Consider the following 15,489-nt stretch of genomic DNA (forward strand, 5'->3'; position numbering starts at 1 on the left):
TACCAGGCCATCCAGACTTCTTGCCCCCGGGGTGGAGTACGCATATGTGAGCAAAGTAGGTTTAGGTAGGTATGCACGTCCCCTTGTTCGCTCCTCGCCGTGCCCAGCCCGCCGCCGGCCCTGCCGAGCCGTTGCGTTCCGGGGCGCGCGGCGCCGTACGGACCAGCCCGGCGGGGGTCGCGGGTCCTGCCGCGCCGCAGGGACATAGCTATGCCCGGGAGGCGGCGGCGCTGGTCCTCCTGGTGTCCGCCTTGTACAGCGCGCTGGCGCTCGCGTCATTTCGCGCGGATCCGCTGCGCCCGGAGCTCTCGGGCGAGGACTGGGTCGGGCCGGTGGGCGCGGCGCTCGCGGGCGCGTCGGTCGAGGCGGTCGGCGTCATCGCGTGGTTCGTCCCGCTCGAGCTGGCGCTGCTCGCGACGCCGTTGCTCGGCTCCAGGCGCTCGATCGCGAGCATGTTCCGGCTGAGCGGCGACGTCGTGGTCGTCGTGGTGCTGGCGGCGCTCTCGCACGTCGCGTTCCCGCGGGCGGTCGCGTTCGGCGCGATGCCGCTCGGCGGGGCCGTGGGCGAGCTGTTCGGGGAGGTGCTGCGCGCGCTCTTCTCGAACATCGGCTCGTACATCATCGGGCTCACCATCGTCGCGCTCATCCTCATGGGCCGCGCGACGTTCTCGTTCATCGAGCTCGCGCACCGGGCCGAGCAGCTCGCGGTCGCGATCGCCGCGCGCGTCGCCGGCTGGGCGCGCGCGCTCTTCGGGGCGTGGGCCGCGGCGCGCGACCTGGAGCGTCGGGCGGCCGCCTCGGAGCAGGAGGGGCCGCCGATCATCGCGCGCAACTCCAGCCCCGACGCGATCATCGCCGCGCTGGCCGACGACGCCGACGAGCCGCTCTCCGATCCCGGCGCGAGGAGCACGCCGGTGGAGCCGGCCGGCGCCGCGGCGCCGGCGATCGATCTGTGGAAGAGCGCGCCGCTCACCGCCGCCCCGGAGGAGCCGGCGGCCCCGCCGAAGCCGCGGCGCGGGCGGAAGGCGCAGGCCCGCGAGCCGCGCGAGGCGGCGCAGCAGGGCGCGGAGGCGCGCGAGGCGGTGGTCCGCGGCGCGGAGGCGCGCGAGGCGGTGATCCACGGCGGGGAGGCGCACGAGGTGGTGCTGCGCGCCGCCGAGCCGCGCGAGGTGGTGATCCACGGCGGAGAGGCGCACGAGGTGGTGCTGCGCGCCGCCGAGCCGCGCGAGGTGGTGATCCACGGCGGAGAGGCGCACGAGGTGGTGCTGCGCGCCGCCGAGCCGCACGACGAGGCTCCGCAGAGCGACGGAACGCGCGAGGTGATGGCGCACGACGACGAGCCGCGCGCGGCGGCGGCGCACAGCGTCGAGCCGCGCGAGGGCTCGCAGCGGCTCGACGAGCTCCGCGAGAGGGCGCAGCGCGCCGCCGAGCCGCGCGAGGGTGCGCAGCGGCTCGACGAGCTCCGCGAGAGGGCGCAGCGCGCCGTCGAGCCGCGCGAAGGTGGTCCGCGCCGGGCTGCGCGGCGCCGCGCCACGACCCCCGCAGAGCCGCGAGGCGCCGCTGCCCTGGAGGAGGTCGACGAATCGCCGTTCGCGGGCGAGACGCGCATCGTCGAGCGCGAGGTGCAGATCGAGGAGGAGTACGACGCGGACGAGGCCGCGGCGTTCGTTTCAGCGGACGAGGACAGCGCGGACGAGGACAACGCGGACGAGGACAACGCGGACGAGGACAGCGCGGACGAGGACAGCGCGGACGAGGACAACGCAGACGCGTTCGCGGAGCCGGAAGTGCTCGATGTGCCCACACCGTCGCCCATCCTGCCGGTGCGCGAGCTGCCGGTGCGGGAGCCGGGCGCCAGGCTGGCCCACCGCGAGCCGCGCGAGCTGCCCGCCCGCGAGCCGGCCGCCCGCGAGCCGGAGCCCAGGGTGGCCCACCGCGAGCCTCCGCCCGCCGGCGGACCGGAGCGGCCTCAGGGCGCCGCGCCGCGCGCCCCGACGATCGTCGACACGAGGCGGGAGCTCGTGAGCGAGAAGCCGGCCGTGGTGAAGGTCGTCCCGGCCAGCGGAGCGGGCTTCCGCCTGCCGTTGACCGACATGCTCGACGCGGCCGCGGGCGGGCGGATCCAGCTCGACGCGGATCAGCTCAAGGCGACCGCGCAGCTCCTCGAGAAGACGCTCGCCGACTACGGCGTGAGCGGCAAGGTCGAGGAGATCCACCCGGGGCCGACCGTGACGACGTTCGAGGTCTCTCCCGCCGCCGGCACCAAGGTGTCGAAGGTGGCAGGCCTCGCGGACGACCTCGCGCTCGGCCTCTCGCGCAAGGTCCGCATCGTCGCCCCCATCCCCGGGAAGAACCGGATCGGCTTCGAGATCCCGAACGAGCACCGCCTGCCCGTGAACCTGCGCGAGCTCGTCGAGGACCGCCGCTTCCTCGAGATGAAGGCGCCGCTGCCGTGCGTGCTCGGCCGCGACATCATCGGAACGCCGTACTTCGCCGACCTCGCGTCGATGCCCCACGTCATCGTCGCGGGCGCGACCGGCGCGGGCAAGAGCGTCGGGCTCAACGTCATGCTGGTGAGCCTGCTCTTCCGCAAGACGCCCGAGGAGCTCCGGCTCCTCATGATCGATCCGAAGGTCGTCGAGCTCGCGCCCTTCGATCGCATCCCGCACCTGCTCCTGCCGGTCGTGACGGACATGAAGCAGGCGGCGAACGCGCTCAAGTGGGCCGTCGACGAGATGGAGCGCCGGTACCAGCTCTTCGCGAACGCGGGGACGAAGAACATCACGACCTACAACGCGTGGGTCGAGCGCGTGCAGCGCGGCGAGGCGCGCCCGCCGAAGCCGCCCGCCAAGGTGAGCGCGATCGGCGCCGATGGGCTCGAGGTGGAGATCGACGCGGCCAAGGACGGGTCGGACGCGGCGCTGCCGGAGAAGATCCCCTTCATCGTGATCGTGGTCGACGAGTTCGCCGACCTGATGATGCAGCAGGGCAAGGACGTGGAGGCGAGCGTGGCCCGGCTCGCGCAGAAGGCGCGCGCCGCCGGCATGCACGTGATCCTCGCGACGCAGCGGCCGAGCGTCGACGTGATCACCGGCATGATCAAGGCGAACTTCCCCACGCGCATCGCCTTCCGGGTCGCGCAGAAGGTGGACAGCCGCACGATCCTCGACGAGCAGGGCGCCGAGCACCTGCTCGGCCGCGGCGACATGCTGATCAAGATGAACGGCTCGAACGACACGCGCCGCGTCCAGTGCCCGTTCTGCTCCGAGGAGGAGGTCCAGAAGATCACCGACTTCCTCCGGCTCCAGGGGGAGCCGGTCTACGACGAGGCGATCCTCCGGCCCCGGGACGAGGAGGGCGAGGAGCCCGACACGTCCGACGCGGAGACCGACCCCATGTACGACGCCGCGGTGCGGATCGTGGCCGATACCCGGCGCTGCTCGACCTCGTGGCTGCAGCGCAAGCTCGGCGTCGGCTACAACCGCGCCGCCAAGCTGGTCGAGGCGATGGAGAAGCGCGGGCTCGTCGGGCCCGCGAACGGCGCCAAGGATCGCGAGGTGCTGATCGCGCCGATCTGAATCCTCGCGTGAGCCATCTTGACGCCGCCCCGCAACGCGTGTTGGCACGCCGTCGACTCGGGCGAGCGAACCGAGATGGATGTTGAGGAGAGCACAGCCCTGTCGTCCCCGCCGCCGGGGCTGCGCGCTAGCATGGCGGTTGTTTTGACTTTCCCGTTCGAATGCTTCATGGAGCACGCAGGATGGCGCCTGAGGAAACGCGCACGCGTCTGATCGCCCAGATCGCGAGCCTCCTGAACGAAGGAACGATGCCCGCAGACGCCCGCGCAGCGGGGCTGACGCTCATCGGCTGGCTCGCGAGGCGCATGCCCGGAGAGGCTGCGTCGCGAGATGGTGTCGACGAGATGCGCCGTCGCGCCGCGGTCCTGGGCTGCCCGCCGCGGCGCATGGGCGGCCGGCGGTCCACCTGAGTGGGCAAGCGCTGAGCGGGCAGCGCTCGCCGCGTCGCGCAAGCGCTGCGTGACGCGCAAGCGCTGCGTGACGCGCAAAGCTGCTGGCCGCCTCCCCTTTCCGCCGCCCCGCGACGAGGGCGCGCGGCGCTCGCCTGGGCTGCCTTGACGCTTCCCCTGGGCTTCCTGGCCAATGTGCGGCCGCTTTGCGCTGGCGCCGGGCTCTGGCGGCCGTGTGACGGCCAGGAGCGGACATCCGTACCGTAATTTGTACGTGCCGCAGCGAGCGCGGCTAAGCTCTTGCTGGCGCGGCTTCCCGCGCCGTGGGGCTCGCGCGACGCTCGAACCAGGACGTCGGCTCGCCCGGTATGATGGGGTAAACGGCCGCTGTGGGGCCTGTGATAGGTGGTGTTGCTCATGGCGAACCGCGTGGTCGCCCTCCCCGAACCGCACCCGAATGACGATGAAGATGTCGTGTGGGGGATCTCCACGGCCAGCGCGCTGTGGGCGCGAGGCGAGCGGCGTGACGCCATCGTGTGGCTGCGGCGCGCGGCCGACGCGGCCGAGGCGGCGGGGCAGACGTTCCGCGCCTCGGAGCTCGGGCTGTGCGCGACGGCGCTCGAGGAGGTGATGGCCTCGGAGGTCGGGCAGCCGAGCGACCCCGATCTCCTGGAGACCATCACCAGCGAGGACGACGAGCTGGCCCCGGCGCCGGACTCGGACTCGGACTCGGACGAAGCCCCTCCGTCCGACGAGCAGACCTGGCGCCGCCGCCGCTCGCTCACCGAGGAGCTGCGCGCCTCGATGCCCTCGATCGAGATCGACATGTTCGAGCCGCTCTCGCAGCCGGAGCTCGCCGCCGAAGCGGAGCGCCTGCGGCCTCCGCTGGCGCCCTCAACGCCGCTGCCGAGGATCCAACCGGGCGCTGAGGACGGGCCCGGCGCCGCGGCCCGACCGGTCGCGCCGGTCGCTCCCGCGCTCCCCGGCGCTGCGCAAGGCAGCGCGCCGCCGCCGCCCCCGCCCGTGCCGCCGCAGCGGCGGACGCAGCAGCCGGCGGGCGGCGCCTCCCCGCAGGCCGCGCCCGCGGTCCAGCCGCCGCCGTTCGCGCCGGCAGCGCCGCAGGCCGCACCGCGCTCGCAGCCGCCCCCCGCCCCGTACCCGCAGCGGCTCGACCCACCCTACGGCCTTCCGCCGGTCGCGCCGTCCGCTCCGCCGGCGGGGGTGACCAACCTCCAGGGCGGCGCCCTCTACCAGAGCCAGCCTCCGCCGGCGCCGCCGCTTCCTGTGACGCAGGCGGCGAGCGCCATCCCGCCGCCGCCTCCACCACCGGTCGCTCCGTCGTTCAGGCCGCAGATGACCGCGGACCCGCATGGATTCGCGGCGGCGAAGGCGCAGAGCGCGCTGCCGCCCCCGGCACCGCCGCCGCTCGCGGCATCGCCGCGGCCGTCGTCGGCTCCGCCTCGCCTTTCTCCCCCGCCGGTGCCGCAAGAGGCGCTGTCGGCGCAGGCTTCGTTGCCGGAGCGAGGCCGGTCCGACGCCGGGATGGGTCCCCCGCCGCCCCCGCGCGCTGCGGGGCTTCGCTCCACGAGCGAGCCGCCGCCGGCGATGCCGCTGCCTCCGCCGCCGTCCGCATTCCCGGGAGCGCCGGCGCCACCGCCGCCCTTGCCGAGGTTCATCGCGGAGGGATCCCAGCCGCCGGCGCCAGGAGCAACCGCGACGCCGCCGCAGTCGCCGGCGTTCGGGCCTCCGCCGGCGCCGCAGCCGCCGTCGTTCGGGCCTCCGCCGACGTCGCAGCCGCCGTCGTTCGGAACTCCGCCGACGTCGCAGCCGCCGTCGTTCGGAACTCCGCCGGCGCCGCCCCATCCGCCGTCGTTCACGCCGCCGCGCCCGCAGCCGCCGCCGGCGGCGCACTCGCCGGCGCCGCCCCATCCGCCGTCGTTCGCGCCGCCGCGCCCGCAGCCGCCGCCGCCGCCGCCATCCGTTCCGCCACCGGCACCGCAGGCGCTGCCACCCCCGGTGACGCCGCATTCCGCTGCGCCGCCGCCGCCACCATCTGTTCCGCCGCCGGCACCGCAGGTGCTGCCACCCCCGGTGACGCCGCATTCCGCTGCGCCGCTGCCCCCATCCGTCGCGCCGCTGCCGCATTCCGCTGCGCCGCTGCCGCCGCCGCCTGCGCCTTCGGCGCTCGCTTACGCCACGCCGCCACTGCCGCCGCCCGTCGCGCCGCCCCATGCGCAGGCGCTGCCTCCGCCGGCGCCGCTGCCTGCGCCTTCGGCGCTCGCCTACGCCGCGCCGCCGCTGCCGCCGCCCCATGCGCAGGCGCTGCCTCCGCCGGCGCCGCTGCCTCCACCGGCGCCGGTCTCCGCAGCACCGCCATCGCCAGCCTTGTCGCCATCCGTCGCGCCGCCCGCCTCGGCTCCCATGGCCGCGTCGGCCCCCGCCGCGCCGGTGCCTGCGCCTTCAGCGCCGCCGCTGACCTTGTCGCCGTCCGTCCTGCCGCCGCCACCGCCGCCCGGCGCGCCGCCGGCGGCCGTGTCGCCGTCCGTCGCGCCTCCGCCACCGCTGCCCTCAGCGCCGCCGCCGCCCCCCGCGGCTCCGCTGCCTGTGCCGGCGTCCGTCGCGCCTCCGCCGCCACCGCCCGCAGCGCCGTCGGCACCGCCCGTCGCGCCGCCGCCGCCCGCGGTGTCGGCGTCCGCCACGCCGCCGCCTGTCGCGCCGCCGCCTGTCGCGCCGCCGCCTGTCGCGCCGCCGCCCGTCGCGCCGCCTGCGACGTTGCCGCCAGCGGCGTCGCCTCAGGCCGCGAGCGCTGCGGCTGCGGCGCACACCGAGGACCACGCGCAAGCCGGCGACACCGACGACATCGTCGTCGAGGAACAGGTCTCGCCGCCTGCCCCTGCCCGCACAGGCGTGACCGCGACCACACCGGGGATCGCCGTGTCGCGGCGCAAGCCGCGCGAGCCGATCCTCGATCCTTGGTCCGATGACGCCGAGGTAGCCGCGCCGCCGCGGCCTCCCCAGGAGACCATCACGCCGAGCGGCGACACGTACCTCGTGGCTCGCCGGCCGCCCTCGTATCCGCACGAGGGCGACGAAGACGAGGTCATCACCTCCGCAGCGCCGCTCGATCTGACGCTCAAGCGAAAGCCGATCTCGGCGCGACCTCCCGCGCCCCCGGCGCCCGTGGCCGCGCGCCCCCGGTCGACGACCCTCGCCGGGAGCGAGCCGCCCGGACACCTCGGGGCCTCCGCCGAGAGCATCGCGCCGAAGGGCCCCGCCGCTGCCTCGATCCAGAACGAGCCGAGCGAGCCTCCCGCGACCGCAGCAGCTTCGCCGCCGGCGTCGACGCCCGACGGGACCGTCGTCATCGAGCTGTCCGATCACGACCTCGACGCGCAGCCACCGTCGGTGCGCGGCGACGCATCGCTGGCGCCGCCGGCTGCGCAGCAGGACGGCCTGCAGGCGGCAGCCGACCCTGCCGTGGACGCGCCCGCCGCCGCTGGGGCGGGAGGCCCGGCGCAGCGCTCGCCCGAGCGCGATCCGGTGGCCGAGGCTGAGCCCGACGAGGAGGTGCTCGACGACGCGGATCTCGCGCTCGACGAGGAGCCGATCGCCCAGGCGCCGCTGACGTCGACGCCCGAGCCGCTGCCGCCGCGCGCGGCCTCGGCCCGACCGCCGGCCGCGGTCGACGTGCCCCTCGCGATCGCCGCGGCGCCGCCCCAGGTACCCGCGGCGGAGCTGCCCGGACCGGACGCGGGCGAGGCCATCGACCTGGCCGCGATGGTGCTCGATCTGCCGCCCGAGGCGCCGCCCGCCGCGGGCGAGATCGCGGCGCTCGACATCGTTCCGGAGATCGCGCCGGATCTGCCGCAGCTCGGCGCAGCCGGGGCCACGCCGGGCGCCGCCCTCACCGGGCGCGACATCGAGCAGATCGAGGCGTTCGCCGACCTTCCCGAGGAGATGCACGAGGAGCTCGCGCGCGCAGCGCACGTGGGAGATCTCGCGCCCGACGAGGAGCTCGCCGTCGACGGGGCGGCGCTGGTGCTGAGCGGGAGCGCCGCCGTGTGCGCGAACATCGTCGACATGCCCGCCGAGCGCGCCGCCATCAGGACGCTCGTGCCGGCGCGCGGCACGCTCGAGGAGGGCATCCCGCTGCGCGTCGTCGCCGGCGCGGGCGGCGCGCGGGTGGCCATCTGGAACCAGACGACCATCGACAACGCCCTCCGCACCTGCCCCTGGGTGCTCGATGAGCTCCGCACCGTCGCCGACCGGCTCCAGTCCCTCGCCGGCGCCACGATGGGGCCGCTCGGCGAGCTCGAGGAGACGCTGCTCCGGCGCGTCCTCGGCCGGCTCCGCGTCCGCGGCCTCGAGCCCGGCGAGCAGCTGATCCACGCCGGCAACCCCATGCCCGGGCTGGTGATCATCGGCGCCGGCGCGCTGGAGCTCGTCGATGAGCGCTCGCACGACACCATCGGCGCGGCGCGGCCCGGCGAGCTCCTGTTCGCCTCCGAGCTGCTCGGCGGCCAGCCGGCGCCCTCGATCGCGCGCGCGGTCGGCGGTGGCGCGCTCGTGCTCATCGCCGACCACCCCGTGCTGCGCGAGCTGTTCGAGAGCACGCCGGAGCTGCTCTCCATCCTCGCGCAGTCCGTCTCGCTGCACGCTCAGCGCGGCTGAAGGCCACGGCCGCTCAGCGCGGCTGAAGGCCACGGCCGCTCAGCGCGGCTGAAGGCCACGGCCGCTCAGCGCGGCTGCCGCAGGGGCAGCGGCCGCGCGCCGGCTCAGCGGCCCGCGAGCGAGCGCCGCGGCCGCGCGGCCTCCTGCTCCAGCTCGACTTGCTCGGCGGGGTCCTCGTCCTCGGTGAGCTGCCAGACGAGCTCGCTGTTGCCCTGCGCGCCGGCGAAGCGCAGGCCGAACCACTTCGCGCTCGGCGAGATCGTCAGCCTCCCCTCGGCGGTCGCGCGCGGGAAGCGGATGCGGAACGCCTGCCGCCACACCGTGTTGTACGGGAAGTACGTCCGCTCGAGCGCGTTCGGCTTCGTGATCGCAATGATCTCCTCGGGCGCCGTCTCGTTGCCGGTGTCGTCGATCAGGCGGACGATCCACGCGCTGTTCGGCGTCGAGAGGTCGTTGTACTTGCGCTCGCCCCCGAAGATCGCGACGAAGAACTGGTGGTGCTGGCGCGTCTCCTCGAGCGTCTTCTCGAGGAGCTTCTGGCGCTGCTCGATCGTGAGCCGGTAGTCCTGCGCGTAGCGGGCCACGTAGGCCCAGCGGAAATCCCACGACTCGAAGGTGGCGGTGGCCGTGAGGAAGTTGTCGAGCTCCGAGAGCGCGAACAGGTGCTCCGTGCGCGTCCATGTCCGCAGCACGTTCTCGTAGTCCGTCGCCACGTACTCGCGGGGCCCCTCGTTGAGGCTCACGAGCGTGGTCGAGCAGCCGGTCGCTCCGAGGAGCGCCGCGAGAACCAGACCGCGCCGGAGCCATGCCGCTTTGACCACGCGCCCAGGGTACCCAGCAGCCGCGCTGGATGCACGCACTCGAACGAGCCCCCCGCACGTTCGCCCGCGGGTACGCCGCCGCGCTCGCCGGGGCCGCCCGGAGCCGGAGGCGCGCTCGCCGCTCACGGAAGCGAAACTCACGGGCGCGAAAGCGAAACTCACGGGCGCGGGAGCGGAGCGTCGGTCGGGAAGGAAAACCCGACGCTGAGCCGCGCGGCGTAGTACGAGGCGACGTCGCCGCGCAGCGGGGTCGTGATCGGCAACAGCACGCTCAGCGCCGGCTGCACGTTCGCCAGGATGAAGCGGACGCTCGGCGAGATCGCGAACGTCGCGCGCCTGTCGTCCCGCAGGCCCTCGGTCAGCTGGTAGACCTCCCACAGCTCCAGCCCAACGCCGACGGGCTTCGCGATCCGGTAGCCGAAGTAAAACGCGGTGTGCGCCCGGATGTCCGTGCGCCGCTCGCCGGACCGCAGCCCGCGCACCACCAGCGACCAGTCGAGGCCCTGCCGGAGCTGGAAGATGAACGGCCCGGTGATGTGCCGCATGTCGAACCACGGGCGGAACGTGAGGGTGAGATCCCGGAAGCGCGTCTCGTCCCACGGCCGCACGACGCGCGCCGTCCGCAGCACCTCGGCCTCGTCGGGCGAGACGTCGCGCGGGACCGGGATCACGACGCCGAAGCCGCCGCCCGAGGAGAGCCCGCGCACGCTCGACCAGACGCCCCGCCCGTAGAGCTCGGGGCTCCCGAGCAGGATGGACCGCTCGACCCCGGGGACGCTCGCCGCGGCGCTGTCGTGCACCGCGCCGACGAACCACTTCCGGGGAACGAGCGGCATCTCCATCTCGCCGTGCGAGTACCAGGCGAACGCGCTCCTGCCGCCCGCCCGGCTCGTCGCGTCGGTCTCGATCACAGCCGCCGTGTACTCGAAGGTGAAGGTCGGGTCGCGCCGCGTGAGCCCAGGGAGCGTCGGCGGCGCGGGGACGTCGAAGACGGCCTCCTCCTCGTCGTCGTGCCACGCGCCGGGGCCGGGCGGCGCGGCCAGCGCGGGCTCCGGCGCGCCGGCCAGCGCGAGCAGCGAGAGCCACGCCGCCGCGCGGGCGACACGCCTGCCCGACGGCGGAACCCGCGCGAGCGGCGTCGATGCCACGCGGGGAGCGCTACTTCGACCCGAGGCCGAAATCGTTCGCCGTGACGTAGAGCATCAGCCCGAGCAGCATCACCACGCCGACCAGGTGGATGTGCGCCTCGATGCGGGCGTTCGGGCGGCGCCGCGTGGCGGCCTCGTAGAAGAGGAACATGAGGCGGCCGCCGTCCAGGGCCGGGAACGGGATGAGGTTGAACGCGCCGAGGTAGGCCGAGAGCAGGCCGAGGAACTCGAGCCCGTCCGCCCACCCGCGCTTGGCCGCGTGCGCCGTCTCCTCGATCATCCGCTTCGGGCCCCCGAGCTCGCCCTCGACCTTGCCCGTCAGGTACTGGCCGAGCCCGACGACCAGGCTCTGCACGACCTTCGGCGGCTTCGTCACGGCGAGCACCGCCGCCTCCTTCGCGGTCACCGGCGCCGACTGGACCGGGCCGATCGCCATCACGCCGATCTTGCCCGTGCCGTTCTCGTTCGCGGGCGTGACCTTGGTCTGGATGCGCTCACCCGCGCGCTCCACGACGAGGTCGAGCGGCTTGCCGGGGCTGCGGGAGATGATCTCCGCCATCTTCTCCCAGTCCTGGACCGGCGTGCCGTCGATCTCGACGATGCGGTCGCCGTCCTTCAGGTTGGCCGCCGCCGCCGGCATCCCGGCGACCACGCCGATGTCGGTCAGCCGGTAGGCCTTCCCGCCGACCATCAGGCTCGCGAAGAAGAGCACCGACGCGAACAGGTAGTTCGCGAGCGGACCGGCGAAGATCGCCGCGATCCGGCCGAACAGGCTCGCGTTCGCGTAGCTGCCCTTGTCCTCGGGATCGATCTCCTCGAGCGGGTTCATCCCCGCGATCTGCACGTACGCGAGGAAGGGGATCATCGCGACCTGGAACACGGTGGGGCCGTGCTTCACCGGGTCATGACGCCAGAGCCGCACGCGGATCTTGTCCGCGGCGGTCGTGAACCAGAAGTACCCGTCCTTCGGGACGACCTTGAAGAAGGTAGGGCCGAAGCCGATCGAGAACTTCAGGACGCGCATGCCGTAAGCGCGCGCGGCGAAATAATGCCCTGCCTCGTGGACCACCATCAGCAGGGCGAGACCGAGGATGCCTACGAAATACCAGCCGACCATCTCGGGCTAGTCTAACCAGGGCGGGCCTCCTCCGCACGCGCCCGATGTCCGCCCCGTACGCCCGCCCCGGCGAGCTCCCGCCGCCCACGGCGGAGATCGAGCGCTCCCGCAGATCCGGCGGCGGCAGGGCAGCGGACCAGCTGGGCAGCGCCCGGGGCGGCTCAGCCCGGCGGAGGCGCCAGCGGGGGTGGCTCAGCCCACGAAGAACGACACGCCAAAGCTGAAGAACGGGTAGCCGATGCGCATCGTCAGCGAGACGTTGTCGTTGAAGTGGTAGCGGCCGCCGACCATGCCGACGAAGTCGAGCCACACGTCGTCGTAGAACCCGTCGGTCCGGAGGACGCCGCCGATATCGGCGAACGCGCTCCACTGATCGTTGAAGAAGAAGTTCCACTGCATGGTGACCGGACTCCAGATGGTGAAGTCGCGGCGGCAGTAGGTGCAGTTGGTGAAGTCCAGGCCGAACGAGATGCCGACAGTGTTGTTGAGCCGCGGGATGAAAGCCGGGTCGGCGAGCTCGATCGTGGCCCTGAAGCCGAGCCCGAACTCGGGATCGCCGAAGTCGTCGTAGTACCTGCGCCCGACCCGCCGCAGGCCGTAGTCGCGGTGCAAGAAGACGAAGTTCCCGTGCGGCTCGAGCTCGGCCACGTAATCGGGGTGGTCGTTCGGATTCTTGATGTTCGCCTGCGCCTCGGGCGCGAGCGTGAGGAGGGTGGCGCCAGCGAGAGCGACACTCACGAGCGAGGGGAGCGCTTTCATGAGCTCTTCGTACCAAAGGAACGGCAGCGAAGGAAGCAAACCGCCACGCGCCCCCGCCGCGGGCGCCGCGGCTGGAAGGCGATGTCGCACACGGCGCGGCGCTTCGTACGCGGACGCCGGGCGCGGCGCTCGCCGCGCGGCGAGCTCGTCTGGCTGAGGCGCGCGCTCCGCGCTAGACCGAGCCCGGCGCCGCGCGAGCCCGCGTGCGGCGGAGAGGCGGCGCTCCCGGAGCGTCGAGCTCCCGGGGCGTCGAGAGGAGAGGAGCGATGAGCGTCATCCAGCCGGCCCGTGGTCGCGCGCGCGTCGCCTGCGCGCTCGTCGCGGTCGCCGCGATCGGCTGCAGCCCCACGATCCAGGTCGCGGGCCCGCCGCCCGGGGGGACGGCGCGGCCGCCGGCTCCGCAGAAGACGAAGGCGCCCGCGCCGGCCGGGCCCCAGGGGGCGCGGCCGGCGCCGCCGGCGCCCGCGGCCGTCGAGCCGTTCGTGAAGACGCGGGACTCCGACGCGTGGGTGAGCCAGACGCTCAAGCTGCAGCGGCGGTACGAGCGCGTCCTCGTCGTCGGCGCGCCGGCGCCCGCCACGGTCCGCGTCGCCGCGCTCGATCTGAACGCGCGCGACGCCGCGGCCGAGCCGCAGGAGCTCCCGGTCGCGCGCGCGTTCGCGACGATCCAGGAGGCCGCCGACGCGGCGCGCGGCGGGGACCTCATCGCGGTGCTGCCCGGGGCCTACGCGGGGTTCTCGCTCGGCGACACGCCGAGCGCCGGCCAGGAGCGGTACGTCCATTTCAAGGCGCTCGGGGGCCCGGGCGAGGTCGTGATCGACCGGGCGTGCGCCGCCGACCCGAGCTGGATGATCTACCTGAAGGCGGCGCACCACGTGGTGATCGAGGGCTTCAACCTCGCCGGGAGCAGCGCGCCGGGCGCGCCGCGCGCCGGGATCATGGTCGACGGCGTGTTCGGCGAGACCGGCAGGCTCGCGCACCACATCGCGGTCGTCGGCAATTTCTCTCATCACCAGCACACGTGGGGGTTCCACTCCACGGACAGCCACACGGTCCTGCTGCAGGACAACCTGTTCGCCCTCTCCGGGCGCGAGCACGGCGCGTACGTGTCCGACGGCTCGGACAACTACGTGGTTCGTCGCAACGTGTTCTTCGGCAACAACGCGGGTGGGTTCCAGGCGAACCTGGATCCGCAAGCGTCGCTCAAGGAGGTGATGAAGCACCCGTCGTTCCGGGGCTACCCGCCGATGGAGCCGACCCGCGCCTGGGCCGCGGGGCTGATGAAGGTGGCGGCGGACAGGTTCGGCGAGCACGGCTTCCCGGACGGCCGGGGCGTCAATTTCATCATCGAGCAGAACGTGATGAACGGCAACGGGCGCGTCGGCGGCGGGGCGATCAACCTCGCTGGGGTGTCGGACTCGCTGATCCAGAACAACCTCGTTTATGGCAACTTCGCGGCCGGGATCGCGCAGTGGGACAACGGGAACCCGTTCGACCGGGCCTACGTGGAGCCCGGCCCCCGCTCCCCGGAGCAGGTGAGCGGCCCTGAGGCGCTGCCGCTCTGGGGCTGCCGCAACAACCTCATCCGCAACAACACGGTGATCATGAACACGAGCGGCCGGGCCGCGCTCCAGTGCGGCAACGGGAGCTGGGGTTGCCGGCTGCGGAACAACATCCTCGTGAACGACGCCGCTTCCTCGATCGAGGTGCTGGCCACGGGCATCTACCGGTTCGACGCGGGCCACAACGTGGTGACCCAGGTGAGCTACGGCGGGATGCCGGACGGGCTGAAGCGCCTGGCGGCGGCTCTGCCGGAGACGCGGGCGATCACGGGCATCACGCGCGCGCGGCTCGCGGCGGAGGTGGTGCGCGCGGGCGAGGAGCCGTGGGTGGTCCTCGAGGGGAGCTGGTGGAAGCTCAACCCGAACCGGCCGGATTTCAGGCCGAAGCGCTCGTCGAAGATGCTGATCGGCCAGGGCGACGCGCGCGAGGTGCCGACGCGGGATCTGCTCGGGAACAAGCGCGGTGGCGCGGATCTCGGGGCCCTGTCGCCGGGGCCGAGCTGAGGCGCGGCGGGGTGGTGGCCGGATTTGAACATGAAGGCGGGAAGGCGGGAAGAAAAGATCAATGATCTTCCTGCCTTCCCGCCTTCATGTGAATCACTCCGGGGCAAATTGGGCCACCACCCGCGGCGGAGTGCCAGGGCGCCGCGGCGGGGCGCCAGGGCGCCGCGGCCGGGCGCCGGTCAGAGATGACCGCCGGCCGCGGCCGCCGGGGCGATGCCGAGCCAGCGCTGAGCGACCTCGAGGCTGGGGAGGCAGACGTCGGCGAGCGCCTCGAAGCCGCGGCCTTCCCAGGGGCCCTCGGGCACGGCCACGACGACCATGCCCGCGGCGCGCCCGGCCGTCACGCCCGCGAGGGAGTCCTCGAGCACGGCGCACCGGGCCGGGGGCACGCCGAGCGCGGCCGCGGCGCGGAGGAAGATGTCCGGGGCCGGCTTCGGGTGGGCGACGTCGTCGCCGGAGACCACGGCCTGGAAGCGCGGCCGGAGGGCGAAGCGCTCGAGGACGGCGTCGATGAGCCGGCGCGGCGAGGACGAGGCGAGCGCCGTGGGCAGCCCGGCGAGCGCGGCGGCCGAGAGCAGATCGGCGGCGCCGGGCTTGAGGACGAGCCCGCCGACGGAGCCGATGAAGTCGTCGATCAGCGCGGCGATATCGCGCTCGTGCTCGACGGCGAACCCGAAGCGCTCGCTCATGGCCGAGAGGGTGGCGCGCAGGCCGCCGCCCACGCAGCCGGCGTGGTGCTCCCTGGTCCACACGAAGCCGCGCGCGCGGCAGAAGGCCTGCACGACCTGGAGCCAGAGCGGCTCGGAGTCGACGAGGAGGCCATCCATATCGAAGATGAGCGCGGCGGGGGGCAGACGAGGCATCGCCGGGTGGGTAGCCGAACGGGGGCGCGATGCCAACGGGCGCCGGGTGGTGGGGACGCTCGCTCCTGGGTATGCGC

General features: G+C 74.0%; 8 protein-coding genes. 3 read left to right on the forward strand and 5 right to left on the reverse strand.

Annotated elements, in window-relative coordinates; all coding sequences use genetic code 11:
- Positions 1 to 71 precede the first annotated feature (71 nt).
- Positions 72 to 3,578 carry a DNA translocase FtsK 4TM domain-containing protein gene (locus WME85_RS47010; protein ID WP_437831193.1) on the forward strand — a complete coding sequence of 1,169 codons (3,507 nt, stop codon included), beginning with the start codon at positions 72 to 74 and terminating at the stop codon, positions 3,576 to 3,578.
- Positions 3,579 to 4,384: 806 nt separating this feature from the next.
- On the forward strand, positions 4,385 to 8,638 hold the full coding sequence (locus tag WME85_RS47015) for a hypothetical protein (protein WP_437831195.1): 4,254 nt from the start codon (positions 4,385 to 4,387) through the stop codon (positions 8,636 to 8,638).
- A gap of 104 nt (positions 8,639 to 8,742) precedes the next feature.
- Here the strand turns inward: WME85_RS47015 and WME85_RS47020 are convergent, their stop codons facing one another.
- The 4 genes from WME85_RS47020 to WME85_RS47035 all read right to left on the reverse strand — a co-directional run bounded on the left by WME85_RS47020 (position 8,743) and on the right by WME85_RS47035 (position 12,483).
- Positions 8,743 to 9,459, reverse strand: a complete 717-nt coding sequence (locus WME85_RS47020; protein ID WP_437305577.1) for a hypothetical protein — start codon at positions 9,457 to 9,459, stop codon at positions 8,743 to 8,745.
- Positions 9,460 to 9,617: 158 nt separating this feature from the next.
- A complete protein-coding gene (locus WME85_RS47025; protein WP_437831198.1) occupies positions 9,618 to 10,607 on the reverse strand; it encodes a hypothetical protein in 990 nt (329 codons plus the stop codon).
- A 10-nt stretch (positions 10,608 to 10,617) separates the two neighbouring features.
- On the reverse strand, positions 10,618 to 11,724 hold the full coding sequence (locus tag WME85_RS47030) for a M50 family metallopeptidase (protein ID WP_437305579.1): 1,107 nt from the start codon (positions 11,722 to 11,724) through the stop codon (positions 10,618 to 10,620).
- Positions 11,725 to 11,916: 192 nt separating this feature from the next.
- The gene (locus tag WME85_RS47035) at positions 11,917 to 12,483 is read right to left on the reverse strand and encodes a hypothetical protein (protein WP_437831200.1); all 567 of its coding nucleotides are present in this window, start codon (positions 12,481 to 12,483) and stop codon (positions 11,917 to 11,919) included.
- 266 nt (positions 12,484 to 12,749) lie between these two features.
- Here WME85_RS47035 and WME85_RS47040 point away from each other — a divergent pair, with 266 nt between their 5' ends.
- On the forward strand, positions 12,750 to 14,549 hold the full coding sequence (locus WME85_RS47040; protein ID WP_437831202.1) for a right-handed parallel beta-helix repeat-containing protein: 1,800 nt from the start codon (positions 12,750 to 12,752) through the stop codon (positions 14,547 to 14,549).
- A 179-nt stretch (positions 14,550 to 14,728) separates the two neighbouring features.
- Here the strand turns inward: WME85_RS47040 and WME85_RS47045 are convergent, their stop codons facing one another.
- A complete protein-coding gene (locus WME85_RS47045; RefSeq protein ID WP_437831204.1) occupies positions 14,729 to 15,412 on the reverse strand; it encodes an HAD family hydrolase in 684 nt (227 codons plus the stop codon).
- Positions 15,413 to 15,489: the final 77 nt, after the last annotated feature.

Origin of the sequence: Sorangium sp. So ce1153, assembly GCF_051521595.1 — a bacterium.
In the GTDB taxonomy this organism is placed as follows: Bacteria; Myxococcota_A; Polyangia; order Polyangiales; family Polyangiaceae; genus Sorangium.